Below are 15,164 nucleotides of genomic sequence, written 5' to 3' on the forward strand. Positions count from 1 at the left end.
GGAAGTGCCGAGCATGGGAGACACACGGCGGGTGCTAACGTCCGTCGTGAAAAGGGAAACAACCCAGACCGTCAGCTAAGGTCCCAAAGTCATGGTTAAGTGGGAAACGATGTGGGAAGGCTTAGACAGCTAGGAGGTTGGCTTAGAAGCAGCCATCCTTTAAAGAAAGCGTAATAGCTCACTAGTCGAGTCGGCCTGCGCGGAAGATGTAACGGGGCTCAAACCATGCACCGAAGCTACGGGTGTCATCTTTGATGACGCGGTAGAGGAGCGTTCTGTAAGCCTGTGAAGGTGAGTTGAGAAGCTTGCTGGAGGTATCAGAAGTGCGAATGCTGACATGAGTAACGACAATGGGAGTGAAAAACTCCCACGCCGAAAGACCAAGGTTTCCTGCGCAACGTTAATCGACGCAGGGTTAGTCGGTCCCTAAGGCGAGGCTGAAAAGCGTAGTCGATGGAAAACAGGTTAATATTCCTGTACTTCCAGTTATTGCGATGGAGGGACGGAGAAGGCTAGGCCAGCTTGGCGTTGGTTGTCCAAGTTTAAGGTGGTAGGCTGAGATCTTAGGCAAATCCGGGATCTCAAGGCCGAGAGCTGATGACGAGTTGCCTTTAGGCGACGAAGTGGTTGATGCCATGCTTCCAAGAAAAGCTCCTAAGCTTCAGATAACTGGGAACCGTACCCCAAACCGACACAGGTGGTCGGGTAGAGAATACCAAGGCGCTTGAGAGAACTCGGGTGAAGGAACTAGGCAAAATGGCACCGTAACTTCGGGAGAAGGTGCGCCGACGAGGGTGAAGGACTTGCTCCGTAAGCCCATGTCGGTCGAAGATACCAGGCCGCTGCGACTGTTTATTAAAAACACAGCACTCTGCAAACACGAAAGTGGACGTATAGGGTGTGACGCCTGCCCGGTGCCGGAAGGTTAATTGATGGGGTTAGCGCAAGCGAAGCTCTTGATCGAAGCCCCGGTAAACGGCGGCCGTAACTATAACGGTCCTAAGGTAGCGAAATTCCTTGTCGGGTAAGTTCCGACCTGCACGAATGGCGTAACGATGGCGGCGCTGTCTCCACCCGAGACTCAGTGAAATTGAAATCGCTGTGAAGATGCAGTGTATCCGCGGCTAGACGGAAAGACCCCGTGAACCTTTACTATAGCTTTGCACTGGACTTTGAATTTGCTTGTGTAGGATAGGTGGGAGGCTTTGAAGTGGGGACGCCAGTTCTCATGGAGCCATTCTTGAAATACCACCCTGGCAACTTTGAGGTTCTAACTCAGGTCCGTTATCCGGATCGAGGACAGTGTATGGTGGGTAGTTTGACTGGGGCGGTCTCCTCCCAAAGAGTAACGGAGGAGTACGAAGGTGCGCTCAGACCGGTCGGAAATCGGTCGCAGAGTATAAAGGCAAAAGCGCGCTTGACTGCGAGACAAACACGTCGAGCAGGTACGAAAGTAGGTCTTAGTGATCCGGTGGTTCTGTATGGAAGGGCCATCGCTCAACGGATAAAAGGTACTCCGGGGATAACAGGCTGATACCGCCCAAGAGTTCATATCGACGGCGGTGTTTGGCACCTCGATGTCGGCTCATCACATCCTGGGGCTGAAGCCGGTCCCAAGGGTATGGCTGTTCGCCATTTAAAGTGGTACGCGAGCTGGGTTTAGAACGTCGTGAGACAGTTCGGTCCCTATCTGCCGTGGACGTTTGAGATTTGAGAGGGGCTGCTCCTAGTACGAGAGGACCGGAGTGGACGAACCTCTGGTGTTCCGGTTGTCACGCCAGTGGCATTGCCGGGTAGCTATGTTCGGAAGAGATAACCGCTGAAAGCATCTAAGCGGGAAACTTGCCTCAAGATGAGATCTCACTGGAACCTTGAGTTCCCTAAAGGGCCGTCGAAGACTACGACGTTGATAGGTTGGGTGTGTAAGCGCTGTGAGGCGTTGAGCTAACCAATACTAATTGCCCGTGAGGCTTGACCATATAACACCCAAGCAATTTGCTGACGCAGATTGCGGTGGTGAAGACGAAACGACCGAAAGTTCGCAAGACCACAAATTCACATATCCGAATTGGCCAAGAGTGTTTACACGACATTCTGGCAACAGAATTTCTTGACGACCATAGAGCATTGGAACCACCTGATCCCATCCCGAACTCAGTAGTGAAACGATGCATCGCCGATGGTAGTGTGGGGTTTCCCCATGTGAGAGTAGGTCATCGTCAAGATTCATTTCGCAAAACCCCTATCTGCGCGAGCAGGTAGGGGTTTTGTCTTTCTGGCGCAGAACACTACTGCTCTGGCGCACCGCGCCCCCCAGTTCAAGGGCTGTCGCACAACCGACTGCGACACATTTCGGTGTCTGCCCCGTGATATGGTTCCGCACCAGAACCGACCAGTTACCAGAGAACGCTCAATGGCTAACAGCACCCCACTTCATCCCGGCTTCATGATCGTCCACGGCAACCGACTGGATGACCTGCGAAGCCTGGTGGTGAGCTGGATGCGGCGCTACCCGCTGGCGCCACTGGAAAACGAAATCGCCCTCGTGCAAAGCAACGGCATCGCGCAGTGGCTCAAGCTGGCCCTGGCTGAGGACCCGCAGGACGACGATCAAGGAGGTTGTGGCATCGCGGCCGCCATTGACGTGCAACTACCTGGCAGTTTCATGTGGCAGTTGTACCGGGCCATACTGGGGCGCGAAGAAATCCCCGAGGTATCCCTGCTCGACAAGGCCCCGCTGACCTGGCGCCTGATGCGCTTGCTTCCCGCCTTGATCGAACGTCCCCATTTCGAGCCGCTGCGCCGTTTCCTCACCGACGACAGCGACCTGCGTAAGCGTTATCAGTTGGCGGAACGCCTTGCCGACCTGTTCGACCAATACCAGGTCTACCGCGCCGATTGGCTGAAGGACTGGGCTGCCGGTGAGCATGTACTCAACACCGCCCGTGGCGAACGCAAACCGTTGGCCCCCGGTAATCGTTGGCAAGCCGAGCTGTGGCGAGCGCTGTTGGAAGATGTCGGCGAGCAAGGCATGGCCCAGAGCCGTGCCGGAGTGCACCAACGCTTCATCGAGCGTATCAACCAACTTCAAGACGCACCGGCGGGCCTGCCTTCACGGGTAATCGTGTTCGGTATCTCGTCCTTGCCTGCCCAGGCACTGGAGGCGTTGGCCGGCCTGGCCCGTTTCAGTCAGGTCTTGCTTTGTGTGCACAACCCATGTCGTCACCACTGGGCCGATATCGTCGCCGACAAGGACCTGCTGCGTCATCAGTACAAGCGCCAGCAGCGCAAGCAGGGCATGCCCTTGCAACTGGATGATGAATCGCTGCATCAGCATGCCCATCCCCTGCTTGCCGCTTGGGGCAAGCAGGGCCGCGACTACATCAACCTGCTCGACAGCTACGACGACCCTGGCAGCTACCGGGGCGTGTTCAGCGATGGGCGTATCGACCTGTTCAGCGACGGCGCGCCCACTACATTGCTCAACCAGTTGCAGGACGACATTCTCGAACTTCGTCCGCTCGCGGAAACCCGCGAGCGGTGGCCACAAGTCGACCCTGGCAAGGATCGTTCGGTGCGTTTCCACGTGGCCCATAGCCCCCAGCGTGAGGTCGAGATCCTCCATGACCAGTTGCTTGCCCGGTTCAGCGCCGACCCTACCCTGAGGCCACGTGACGTCATCGTCATGCTCCCGGCAATCGACACCTATGCCCCGCACATTCGCGCTGTGTTCGGTCAACTGCAGCGTAACGATCCCCGCTACATCCCCTACAGCCTCACCGATCAGGGGCAGCGTGGTCGTGACCCACTGCTGATCGCCCTCGAATACCTGCTCAAGCTCCCCGACAGCCGCTTCGCCGTCAGTGAAGTACTCGATCTGTTGGATGTCCCGACCGTGCGCGCCCGTTTCGGCATCCGTGAGAGCGACCTGCCGACACTGCATCGCTGGATCGAGGGTGCCGGTATTCGTTGGGGTTTGAGTGCCGAGCAAAGGGCCTCGCTGGGGTTGCCGGAAGGCCTGGAGCAGAACAGCTGGCGATTTGGTTTGCGCCGCATGCTGCTGGGCTATGCCGTCGGCGTGGGTGAGAGCTGCGACGGCATCGAGCCCTACGATGAGATCGGCGGCCTCGACGCTGCCTTGATCGGCCCATTGGTGGCGCTGCTGGAGGCCTTGGACGTGGCCTGCGAAGCCTTGCGCCAACCCGCTACCGCCGCGCAGTGGGGCGAGCGTCTGCACGCGCTGTTGCAGGTATTCTTCCTGGCAGAGGAAGAACACGATGAATTCCTCTTGATGCAATTGCAGGAGCTGCGCGACAGCTGGCTCGAAGTCTGCGAAACCGTGGGGCTGCAGGATTTGCTGCCGCTTACCGTCGTGCGCGAGGCCTGGCTGTCCGGTCTCGACCAGGGCAAGCTGTCTCAGCGTTTTCTCGCCGGGTCGGTGAACTTCTGCACCTTGATGCCCATGCGCGCCATTCCTTTCCGTGTAGTCTGTCTGCTGGGCATGAACGATGGCGATTACCCGCGCGCCCAGCCACCCCTGGACTTCGACCTGATGGCCAGCGATTACCGTCCAGGTGACCGCTCCCGCCGTGAAGACGACCGCTACCTACTGCTCGAAGCCGTGCTTTCGGCTCAGGACCAGCTGTATGTCAGTTGGGTCGGTCGCAGCATTCGCGACAACAGCGAGCGGCCAGCCTCGGTGTTGATTGGCCAGTTGCGTGACCACCTTGCGGCCGGTTGGCGCCTGCTCGGTGCCCAGGATGGCGAACAGCAAGACCCCGGCCAGCAACTGTTGCATGCCCTGACCCAGGAGCATCCATTGCAGCCGTTCAGCTGGCGTTATTTCCAGAAGGGCAGTGCATTGTTCAGCTATGCCCATGAGTGGCAGGTGCTGCATCAGGCAGTCGAACAGGTGCCACTCAGCGACGCACTGGCGCCCTATGACAATGAGGAGGCCCTGACGCTGATGCAACTGCAGGACTTCTTGCGTCACCCGGTCCGGCATTTCTTCAGCCAACGGTTGAAAGTGTTTTTCGAGGCGTTGGAAGCACCAACCCCAGATGAGGAACCGTTCGTGCTCGACACCCTGCAACGCTACAGCGCCAGCGAAAGCTTGCTGGGCGCCGCGCTGGCCGATCCCGACCACGCCGAGCAGGCCTTGCACGCCCAGGCCCGTCGTCTGCAGGCCTGTGGGGCGCTGCCTCTGGCGGGCTTCGGTGAACTGCTGCAGGCCGACTTGGTCGAGCCCTTGCCTGATCTTTTGCAACGTCACCGACAACTGTTGCAACGCTGGCCAACCTTGGTTGAGGGGGCGCTACCAATTCATTTCGAGCAGGGTAAGCATCGCCTCGAGGGTTGGTTGGGACGCGTCTACCAGGCCGATGACCAGAGCCTACTTAGCGTCACCACGGTACCCAATACCATCAGTGCCGGGCGCAACAACTTCAAGTGGCACCGCCTCACGGCAAGCTGGGTGATGCACCTGGCAGCCTGCGCTGCCGGTTATCCGCTCAACAGTGCCGTGGTGGCCAGTGACCTGACCCTGCTGCTGCCGCCCCTGCCACAGGCGGATGCCGCCAATCTGCTTGGCCACCTGCTCGTGGCACGCCAGGCGGCGATGAACTCACCGCTGCCGGTGGCCGCTAAGACAGCGTTCGCCTGGCTCGCCCAGGAAGACCCGGAGAAGGCCCTGGCCGCCGCTGAGCGTGCCTATGAAGGGGATGGCCGAACCAGCTTTGGCGAACGCAGCGAAAGCCTCGCCCTGGCGCGCCAGTTCCGCGACTTTGCCGCACTCATGGCCGACGAGACCTTCGAGGGCTGGTGCGAGACCCTGTACCGACCGTTATTTACCGCACCCTGGCAAACCCTGGGTAACCCGGAGAGTGGCGCATGACCCAGGTTCGACCTCTGGCATTGAGTTTTCCCCTGCATGGCAGCCAGCTGATCGAGGCCAGTGCCGGTACGGGCAAGACGTTCACCATTTCCGCACTGTACCTGCGCCTGATCCTCGGCCACGGCGGCGAACAAGGCTTTGGTCGCGAACTGCTGCCACCGCAAATTCTCGTGGTGACCTTCACCGATGCCGCCACCAAGGAGTTGCGCGAGCGCATTCGTGCCCGCCTGGCCGAGGCTGCACGCTTCTTCCGGGGCGAACTGGCCGCCGCCGATCCGCTGCTGCAGCAGCTGCGTGACGACTACCCCGAGCACGACTGGCCGCGCTGCGCCAGCCGTCTGGAAATCGCCGTTCAGTGGATGGATGAAGCCGCGGTATCGACCATTCACGGCTGGTGCCAGCGCATGTTGCGCGAGCATGCCTTCGACAGTGGAAGCTTGTTCACGCAGAGCCTGGAGACCGACCACAGCGAGCTGCTGGGCCAAGTGATGCGCGACTACTGGCGACGCTTCTGCTACGCCATGCAGGGCGAAGCACTGGCCTGGGTGCGCGACCACTGGGGCAGCCCGGACGCGCTGCTTCCCCGTATTCGTCCGCTGTTCGGGCGAGTGGCCATCGACCTGGACGGGCCAGAGCCACAAGCGTTGATCGAGGCTGCGCTGCGCCAGCGCGGTGAACAGCTGCGCCAACTCAAGGCGCCCTGGGCGCAATGGGCCGACGAACTACAGCAGCTCTGCCAGGATGCCGTCGCTGCCAAGCAGGTCGACGGACGTAAACTACAGGCGCGTTTTTTCGTCCCATGGTTCGACAAGCTGCGTGCCTGGGCCAGCGACGATCAGCTCGCGGAGCTGGAACTGGGCACCGGTTTCACACGCCTCACCCCAGACGGCATGGCCGAGATCTGGAAGTCGGGCGCGCCTCCGGCGCATCCCGGACTGGATGCCATGCAGTCGCTTGAGCAGCAATTGCAGGCCCTGGCCAGTCCCGACGCACGCTTGCTGGAACAGGCTGCGGGCTGGGTATCGGCACGCTTTGAAGTGGAGAAGCGCCGCCGTGCGGAGATGGGCTTCGACGACATGCTGACGCGATTGCAGCAGGCATTGACGAGCGAGGCTGGTGAGCGCTTGGCGGGACTGATACGCGAGCAGTTCCCCGTGGCGCTGATCGACGAGTTCCAGGACACCGACCCGGTGCAGTACGGCATCTTCGAGTGCATCTACCGGATTACCGAGAATCGCCGGGAAACCGGTCTATTCATGATCGGCGACCCCAAGCAGGCGATCTACGCTTTCCGCGGCGCCGACATCCATACCTACCTGACTGCCCGACGTGCCACCGCCGACCGACTGCATAGCCTGGACACCAACTACCGGTCCAGCCAGGCCATGGTCGCGGCAGTCAACCAAGTGTTCCTCCAGGCAGAAGGCCGGACGCAGGGGCGAGGGGCGTTCCTGTTCCGCGAGGCGCATGACAACCCATTGCCCTTCGTAGAGGTGAAGGCCAAAGGTCGAAGCGAGCAATTGCTCGTCGATGGCCAGCCATGCGCGGCACTGCATTGCTGGCGACTGGAGCGTGACGAACCGATCTCCAGTACGCTCTACCGGCAGCAACTTGCGGCCAGCTGCGCCAGCCACATCGTGACCCTGCTCAACGGCGGCCAGCAGGGCACGATCGGCTTCGGTAAGGGGGATGGCGACTGGCGTCCCTGCCTGCCTTCGGATATCGCCATCCTCGTGCGCGACGGCAACGAAGCGCAGTTGATTCGCAGCGAACTGGCGGCGCGCAGCGTGCGCAGTGTGTACCTGTCCGACAAGGACTCGGTGTTCGCCGCCCAGGAAGCCCATGACCTGCTGGCCTGGCTCAAGGCCTGCGCCGAGCCGGACTCCGAGCGCCTGCTCAAGGCTGCCCTGGCCAGCCTCACCCTCGACCTGCCGCTGGCCAGGCTGGACCAGCTCAACCAGGATGAGCGGGTCTGGGAAGACTGGGTGATGCGTTTTCGTCACTACCGCGAACTCTGGCAGCGCCAGGGCGTGCTGCCGATGCTGCGCCACTTGTTGCACGACTTCGAGCTGCCCCGAACCTTGCTTGGCCGCACCGACGGCGAGCGTGTACTGACCAACCTGCTGCACCTGGCCGAGCTGCTGCAACAGGCCGCCACCGAACTGGATGGCGAGCAGGCGCTGATCCGTCACCTGGCCGAGCACCTGGCCAACTCGGGCCAGGCCGGCGAGGAGCAAATTCTGCGTCTGGAAAGCGATGAGCAGTTGGTCAAGGTAGTCACGATTCACAAGTCCAAGGGCCTGGAGTATCCGCTTGTCTATCTGCCGTTCATCTGCACCAGCAAACCGGTGGATGGCTCACGACTGCCGCTGGCCTGGCACGACGGCGCGGGCAACGCCCACCTGACCTTGACGCCCACCCCAGAACAGATAGCTCAGGCCGACGACGAACGCCTCGCCGAGGACCTGCGTCTGCTCTACGTGGCCCTCACCCGCGCCCAGCATGCCTGCTGGCTGGGTATTGCCGATCTCAAGCGTGGCAACCAGAAAAGCTCGCAGTTGCACCGTTCGGCGCTGGGTTACTTGCTCGGCGGCGGGCTGGCGCTTCCCACCTCTGAACTGTTGGCGGACTGGTTACAGGCATTGGCGTCGGCTTGCCGCCATATCGTCTGCTCCAGCCCTCCTGAAGTCGATGAAACGCTGTACAGCGCACCGCGCAGCGAGCAAGAAATGGTGCCGGCGCGCAAACCGCGTCGGGCCGCGGCCGAGCATTGGTGGATAGCTTCCTACAGTGCGCTGCGGGTTGGCGAACAAACCCTGGGGGCAGATAGCTCCCTGGCTCAGCAACTGCTCGATGATGAAGCCGTCGATGCCCAACGGGTGCGTGAAGTGCCAGCCGAAGGGGGGGATATCCACCGCTTCCCCCGCGGACCGAACCCCGGCACCTTCCTCCATGGCCTACTCGAATGGGCCGGTCGCGAGGGCTTTGCCGAGGTCAGCGCCAACCCCAGGTTGCTCGAACGCACGGTGGGCCAACGCTGCAATCGGCGAGACTGGACCGGCTGGATTCCGGCCTTGAGCCAGTGGTTGCAGCGGCTGCTGACCGAGCCGCTGTCGATCGACGGTGGCGATGCGACGCTGTCACTCGCCCAGTTGCGGCACTACCAGATCGAGATGGAGTTCTGGTTCGCGAGCCACCAGGTCGACGCCGAGCAGCTTGACCGCCTGGTGGCACGCTACACGCACCCCGGTGCTGGCCGTCCGGCTGCCCAGCCGACGCTGCTCAATGGCATGTTCAAAGGATTCATCGACCTGGCCTTCGAGCTCGATGGCCGCTATTACGTGGCGGACTACAAGTCCAATTGGCTCGGTCCCGACATCCAGGCCTATGACGGCATGGCCATGGAAAAAGCCATCCTGGAGCACCGTTATGACCTGCAATACGTGCTGTACCTGCTGGCCCTGCATCGCCAGTTGCGCGCACGACTGCCTGACTACGACTACGACCGCGATGTCGGCGGTGCACTGTTCATTTTCCTGCGGGGAGCCAGCAGCGGCCACGGCGTGTACTTCGCCAAACCTCCCCGAGTGCTGATCGACGCGCTGGATGCCCTGTTCCGTGGCGTTCACCAACCCGAACAGCAGGACCTGTTTGCCGGAGTCGCGCCATGAGCCGAAGCCTTGACGATCTTTTGCCCACGCCGCTGGATGCCGAGCACCTGCAGGCACTGGCGCCGCAACGTGACAGCAACGACCTGTTGCAATTGCTCGACCGTTGGGTAGAGCGGGGCTGGCTACGCGCCCTGGACCGCGCGTTCGTGTCGTTTCTCGAAGAGCGGGCGCCGGGCAGTGATCCTTTGTTGCTGCTGGCGGCGGCGCTGGCCAGTCATCAGCTGGGCCATGGCCATGTCTGTCTGGACTTGCAGCAGACCTTGGCCGAACCGGACTTCGCCCTGTCACTGCCGCCCGAAGGCGATGCCTTGGCCGGTCCGCTGATGCTACCCTCGCAACTGCTGGCGAATCTGGACCTCTCTACCTGGCGCCAACGTATCGCCGCCAGCCTACTGGTGGCCGCCGGCGATAGTCATGAGCAGCGTTCGCGTCCATTGGTACTCAGTGGCGAGCGCCTTTACCTGCGCCGGTACTGGAGCTACGAACGGCAGATCGACCAGACGCTGCGCCAACGCCTGGGCCGCGGCGAGGTACCGCCCGATGAACTGCCCGAACGTCTGGCCCAGTTGTTCGATGGTGGCTCACCGGCAGGCCAGGTGGACTGGCAGAAGCTCGCGTGTGCCCTGGCCACGCGGGCAGGCTTCAGCATCATCACTGGCGGCCCCGGCACCGGCAAGACCACCACGGTGGTGCGCCTGCTGGCGCTGCTGCAGGCTCCGGCGGTCGAGCAGGGCCGGCCTCTGCGCATCCGCCTGGCCGCGCCGACCGGCAAAGCCGCTGCTCGCCTGACCGAGTCCATTGGCCAGCAGGTCGAGCGGCTGCAGGTCAGCGCCGAGGTACGCGGGCAGATTCCCACCGACGTGAGTACGGTGCACCGCTTGCTGGGCAGTCGCCCAGGGTCTCGGCATTTCCGTCATCACAGCGCCAATCCGTTGCCGTTGGATGTACTGGTGGTCGATGAAGCCTCGATGATCGACCTGGAGATGATGGCTAACCTGCTCGATGCCCTGCCGCCAAGGGCCCGCCTGATTCTGCTGGGCGACAAGGACCAGCTGGCCTCGGTCGAGGCCGGTGCCGTGCTGGGTGACCTGTGCCGGGACGCGGAGGAGGGCTGCTATTCGCCTGAAACCCGAGCCTGGCTTGAGCAGGTGGGCGGCCAATCGCTGGCCAACAGCGGTCTCAAGGCCGGTGATGCACAGCGCAACCCACTCGCCCAGCAGGTGGTGATGCTGCGTTTCTCCCGCCGCTTCGGCGAGGGCAGTGGTATCGGCCAACTGGCTCGTCTGGTCAACCGCCAGGAGGCGCAAGCTGCGCGCGACTTGTTGACCTTGCCACCGGCGGACGTGTTTGGCCTTGCCCTGCGCGGTGAACAGGATCGTGCCTTCGACCGCCTGTTGCTCGATGGACTGAACCGGGGCGAGGAGGGGCCACACGGTTACCGTCACTACCTGCGTGCCATCGGGCGTTTTCGCCCCGCGCCAGGCACCGCCTTCGACGACCCACGCTGGCAGCAATGGGCGAGCAAGGTGCTGCAGCATTTCGAGGACTTCCAGCTGCTGTGCGCGGTGCGCAAGGGCGCCTGGGGGGTGGAAGGGCTGAACGAGCGGGTGACTCGCGTGCTGCACAATGCAGGCCTGATCAATAGCCAGCAGCCCTGGTACGAGGGGCGTCCAGTCCTGGTGACGCGAAACGACTACGGCCTGGGGCTGATGAATGGCGACATCGGGATCGCCCTGTACCTGCCGGATGAACAGGGCCAGCCCCTGTTGCGCGTGGCCTTCCCACGTAACGACGGCAGTGGCGGTGTGCGTTTCGTCCTGCCCAGCCGCCTTAACGAAGTGGAGACGGTGTTCGCCATGACGGTGCACAAGTCCCAGGGCTCGGAGTTCAGCCATACCGCCCTGGTACTGCCCGATGCCCTGAACCCGGTGCTGACCAAGGAGCTGGTGTACACCGGCATCACGCGCGCCAAGCACTGCTTCAGCCTGATCGAGCCGCGCCAGGGTATTTTCGAAGAGGCGGTGATGCGTAAGGTCCGGCGTATCTCGGGGTTGATGCTGGAGCAGGTCTAGCCGCCTGTGGGGCGGCGTTATGCTATCGTTGCGAAATAATTTGAAAGGGATGTGAGAGATTTCCCACATGACAGGGGCTGGGGGACGGTTGTCGCGCTGCGCGCTTTCGCTGCTTCTGGCTGCTCTGTCGCTATTGGCAGGCCCTGTGCGCGCCGACGCCACGGCGACGGCCGAGCAGGCGCAACAGCGGGCCAAGGCCGTCACTCAGGTAGTGCTGGGGATCTTCAGCTATGCCCGTTGGCCGGTGCCACCTTCGCCGTTGCGCTTGTGCCTGGTCGGGCCTACCGAATATGCCGACGACCTGATCAAAGGCAATGTCCAGAACGCCGGCCAGCCGCTTCAGGTGCGCCGCCTGTTGGCCGACGATGCCCAGCTCGCCCAGTCCTGCGATGCGCTGTACATCGGCAGGCTTGACCCCGGCCAGCGTGACCGCCTCTTCCAGTCGGTCAGCGGCCACCCGGTGTTGAGCATCAGCGAGGCTGACGACCCCTGCACGGTGGGCAGCCTGTTTTGCCTGCGGGTCACTGACCAGCAGGTCGCCTTCGAGGTGAACCTCGACTCCGTGGCGCGCTCAGGCGTTCGTATTCACCCTAGCGTGCTGCAATTGTCGCGGCGTCGAGCGGTGCAGCCATGAAGCCTGGCAAGCAGCGTAATGCACGCCCGACCCTGCGCTCGGTGCTGAGCCGTGGCCACCTCAGCGTGGCGTTGCTGGCAGTGGGGCTGGCCGGTATATCCCTGACCCTGCTCGGGGTGCTTGCCCTGCAAGCTTATGCCAATCACAACCTGCACTTGATTGCCCGCTCGATCAACTACACCGTCGAAGCCGCCGTGGTGTTCGACGACAGTGCCGCGGCCAATGAGGCGTTGGCGCTGATCGCCAGCACCGAAGAGGTGGCCGAGGCCAAAGTCTTCAACAACGATGGCGATCAGCTTGCGCACTGGCAACGCCGCGATGACAGCATGCTTGCCCATCTGGAAGCCCGGGTGGCAACTGCCTTGCTGGACGAACCGATCAACCTGCCGATTTTTCATCAGCAGCAGAAGGTGGGGCATATGGAGCTGGTTGGCCAGGGCCGCAGCCTGTTGTTATTCCTGCTCAGCGGATTGGGCGGCATTCTGTGCTGCACTCTGTTGAGCGCGGTGGTTGCCCTTTACCTGTCGCAACGCATGCTGGGCGACATTGTCCGCCCGCTGCGCGGCCTGGCCAGCGTCGCCCATGCCGCGCGCCGTGAGCGCAGTTTCGACCGTCGCGTGCCGGAAGCACCCATTGCCGAGCTCAACGAACTGGGTAACGACTTCAATGCCTTGCTCGATGAACTGGAGGTCTGGCACAGCCACCTGCAGAACGAGAACCAGACCCTGGCCCATCAAGCCAGCCACGACAGCCTCACCGGCTTGCCCAACCGCGCGTTCTTCGAAGGCCGTCTGAACCGCACGGTGCGCAATGCGGCCCGTCAGGGCGATCACCTGGCACTGTTGTTCCTCGATAGCGACCATTTCAAGCAGATCAACGACAGCCTCGGCCATGCCGTGGGCGACGAAGTGCTGATCTGTGTTGCCGAGCGCGTTCGCGCCCAGTTGCGCGAACACGACTTGGTGGCGCGCCTTGGCGGTGATGAATTCGCCGTGATCCTGACACCGATGCAGTCGCGCGAAGATGCCGAGCGCATTGCCGAGAAGATCGTTGCCAGCATGAAGCTGCCCATCCAACTGGACAGCGGCAGCAGCATCAGCACGTCGGTGAGCGTGGGCATCGCTTACTACCCGCAAGATGGCACCGACCCTGCCAGCCTCCTCAATGCCGCCGATGCGGCGATGTACCAGGCCAAGCGCAGGCGTCGGGGTCATTGGCAAGCGGCGCAGACGGAGTAGTCCGCCGTAGAAATAAAAAACAGGAGTTGAACCGTGATACTGCGTTTACGTTTTCCCTTCGTTGCGTTGTTGCTGGCCCTGCTGGCGCTGGGTGGTTGCCAGAGTGCGCCACCCAAAGGACTGAGTGCCGAACAGATCGCTGTCCTCAAGCGTGAAGGGTTTGCTCCGACTGAGGAGGGTTGGGCTTATGACCTGTCGGGCAAGGTGCTGTTCGGCAGCGACCTGGACAGCCTCAACGGCCAGAGCGAGGCGATAGTCGAGCGGATCGGCAAGGCGTTGTTGAGCGTGGGTATCCAAGGTGTGCGGGTCGACGGCCATGCCGATGCCTCGGGCAAGGCTGCCTACAACCAACAGCTTTCCGAGCGCCGGGCACAGAGTGTGGCCAGGGCTCTGATTGGCATCGGCATGCCGGCACAGAACATTCAGACCCGAGGTCTGGGCAGCAGTCAGCCGGTTGCAGACAACCGCAGCAGCGCTGGGCGCATGGAAAATCGCCGTGTGTCGATCGTGGTGGCGTCGTACTGAATCTTGCGCGATCACGGTAGAAGCCAACACGCCGGCTCCTACCGTGGCCTTGTGGCCTCTCAGGTCTGAACGAACCGCATCTTGCGCGTTTCACCCATCAACAGCGGTGCATTCGCCTCGGTCACCTCACGTATGTAATCCCACAGCAAGGTAATCCGCTTCAACTTGCGCAAGTCCTCCCGGCAATACATCCAGAACTGCCGCGTCACTTCGATCTCCTCCGGCAGCACCGTCACCAGCCGCGGATCCTGCGCCGCCAGGAAGCACGGCAGAATCGCCAGTCCTCGACCCTGCAGCGCGGCGGTGAACTGGGCGATCACGCTGGTGCTGCGCAGGTGCGCACTGGCATTGGGAATCAGGTTGGCCAGGTACAGCAGCTCCGAGCTGAACGCCAGGTCATCCACATAGCTGATGAACGGATGCTCGACCAGATCGCTCACCTGGCGAATCGGCGCGTGGCTGTCCAGGTACTCCTGGGTGGCATACAACCGCAGGCGGTAGTCGCACAGCTTGCAGCACACGTACGGCCCATGCTCCGGACGTTCCAGGGCAATCACGATATCCGCCTCGCGCTTGGACAGGCTGATGAAGTGCGGCAGCGGCAGGATATCCACCGAAATGGCCGGCCAGGCATCGACGAAATGGCTCAATTGCGGGGTGACGAAGAAGCTGCCGAAACCCTCGGTGCAGCCCATGCGTACATGCCCCGACAACGCTACCCCAGAACCGGAAACCTGTTCGCAGGCCATGTGCAGGGTGCTTTCGATCGACTCGGCATAGCCCAGCAAGCGCTGGCCCTCGGCCGTGAGCACGAAGCCGTTGGTGCGTGATTTTTCGAATAGTAAGGTGCCCAGGGCGCCCTCCAGCGAGCTGATGCGCCGCGATACCGTGGTGTAGTCGACGCTCAGACGCTTGGCGGCGCTGCTGGCCTTGCGGGTGCGTGCCACTTCGAGGAAGAACTTGAGATCGTCCCAGTTCAGCGCGCTCAATGAGGTGAGGTCTTTTTGCATGATGATCCGGTTTTTTTGTGCGTTCTTGTTGGATGTTTGCACATCTATACTCGAAAAAAGCCCCAAGACCCAAGCGCCACCTCGCGTTTGCCCCCGGCGCTGGCGATCTCGTCCTGACAAT

The 15,164-nt window shown here is 61.9% G+C and carries 7 protein-coding genes and 2 rRNA genes (1 of these 9 only partly in view); 8 read left to right on the forward strand and 1 reads right to left on the reverse strand.

Features of this window, described 5'->3' with window-relative positions; translation table 11 throughout:
- The 8 genes from VXM67_RS05830 to VXM67_RS05865 form a co-directional block, all read left to right on the forward strand.
- Window positions 1–1,979, forward strand: a 23S ribosomal RNA gene (locus tag VXM67_RS05830) (it extends 912 nt beyond the left edge of the window).
- A gap of 130 nt (window positions 1,980–2,109) precedes the next feature.
- Window positions 2,110–2,225 (forward strand): 5S ribosomal RNA (gene rrf / locus VXM67_RS05835).
- A 188-nt stretch (window positions 2,226–2,413) separates the two neighbouring features.
- Window positions 2,414–5,893: an exodeoxyribonuclease V subunit gamma gene (recC, locus tag VXM67_RS05840; protein ID WP_367237555.1), complete on the forward strand. Its 3,480-nt coding sequence runs from the start codon at window positions 2,414–2,416 to the stop codon at window positions 5,891–5,893.
- Window positions 5,890–9,564, forward strand: a complete 3,675-nt coding sequence (recB, locus tag VXM67_RS05845) for an exodeoxyribonuclease V subunit beta (RefSeq protein WP_104882175.1) — start codon at window positions 5,890–5,892, stop codon at window positions 9,562–9,564. The genes recC and recB overlap by 4 nt, the downstream gene beginning before the upstream one ends.
- Window positions 9,561–11,636, forward strand: a complete 2,076-nt coding sequence (gene recD, locus VXM67_RS05850) for an exodeoxyribonuclease V subunit alpha (protein WP_023378668.1) — start codon at window positions 9,561–9,563, stop codon at window positions 11,634–11,636. The genes recB and recD overlap by 4 nt, the downstream gene beginning before the upstream one ends.
- Window positions 11,637–11,703: 67 nt before the next feature.
- Entirely contained in the window at window positions 11,704–12,270 is a 567-nt protein-coding gene (locus VXM67_RS05855; RefSeq protein WP_027907831.1) for a YfiR family protein, read from the forward strand.
- On the forward strand, window positions 12,267–13,508 hold the full coding sequence (locus tag VXM67_RS05860) for a diguanylate cyclase (RefSeq protein ID WP_023378670.1): 1,242 nt from the start codon (window positions 12,267–12,269) through the stop codon (window positions 13,506–13,508). Before VXM67_RS05855 ends, VXM67_RS05860 begins: the two co-directional genes overlap by 4 nt.
- A gap of 33 nt (window positions 13,509–13,541) precedes the next feature.
- Window positions 13,542–14,033, forward strand: coding sequence for an OmpA family protein (locus VXM67_RS05865; RefSeq protein ID WP_186599200.1), 492 nt, complete (start codon window positions 13,542–13,544; stop codon window positions 14,031–14,033).
- A 59-nt stretch (window positions 14,034–14,092) separates the two neighbouring features.
- Here the strand turns inward: VXM67_RS05865 and VXM67_RS05870 are convergent, their stop codons facing one another.
- On the reverse strand, window positions 14,093–15,043 hold the full coding sequence (locus VXM67_RS05870; RefSeq protein WP_027907828.1) for a LysR family transcriptional regulator: 951 nt from the start codon (window positions 15,041–15,043) through the stop codon (window positions 14,093–14,095).
- Window positions 15,044–15,164: the final 121 nt, after the last annotated feature.

Origin of the sequence: Pseudomonas sp. Rh2 (assembly GCF_040762985.1) — a bacterium.
Taxonomy (GTDB): domain Bacteria; phylum Pseudomonadota; class Gammaproteobacteria; order Pseudomonadales; family Pseudomonadaceae; genus Aquipseudomonas; species Aquipseudomonas taiwanensis.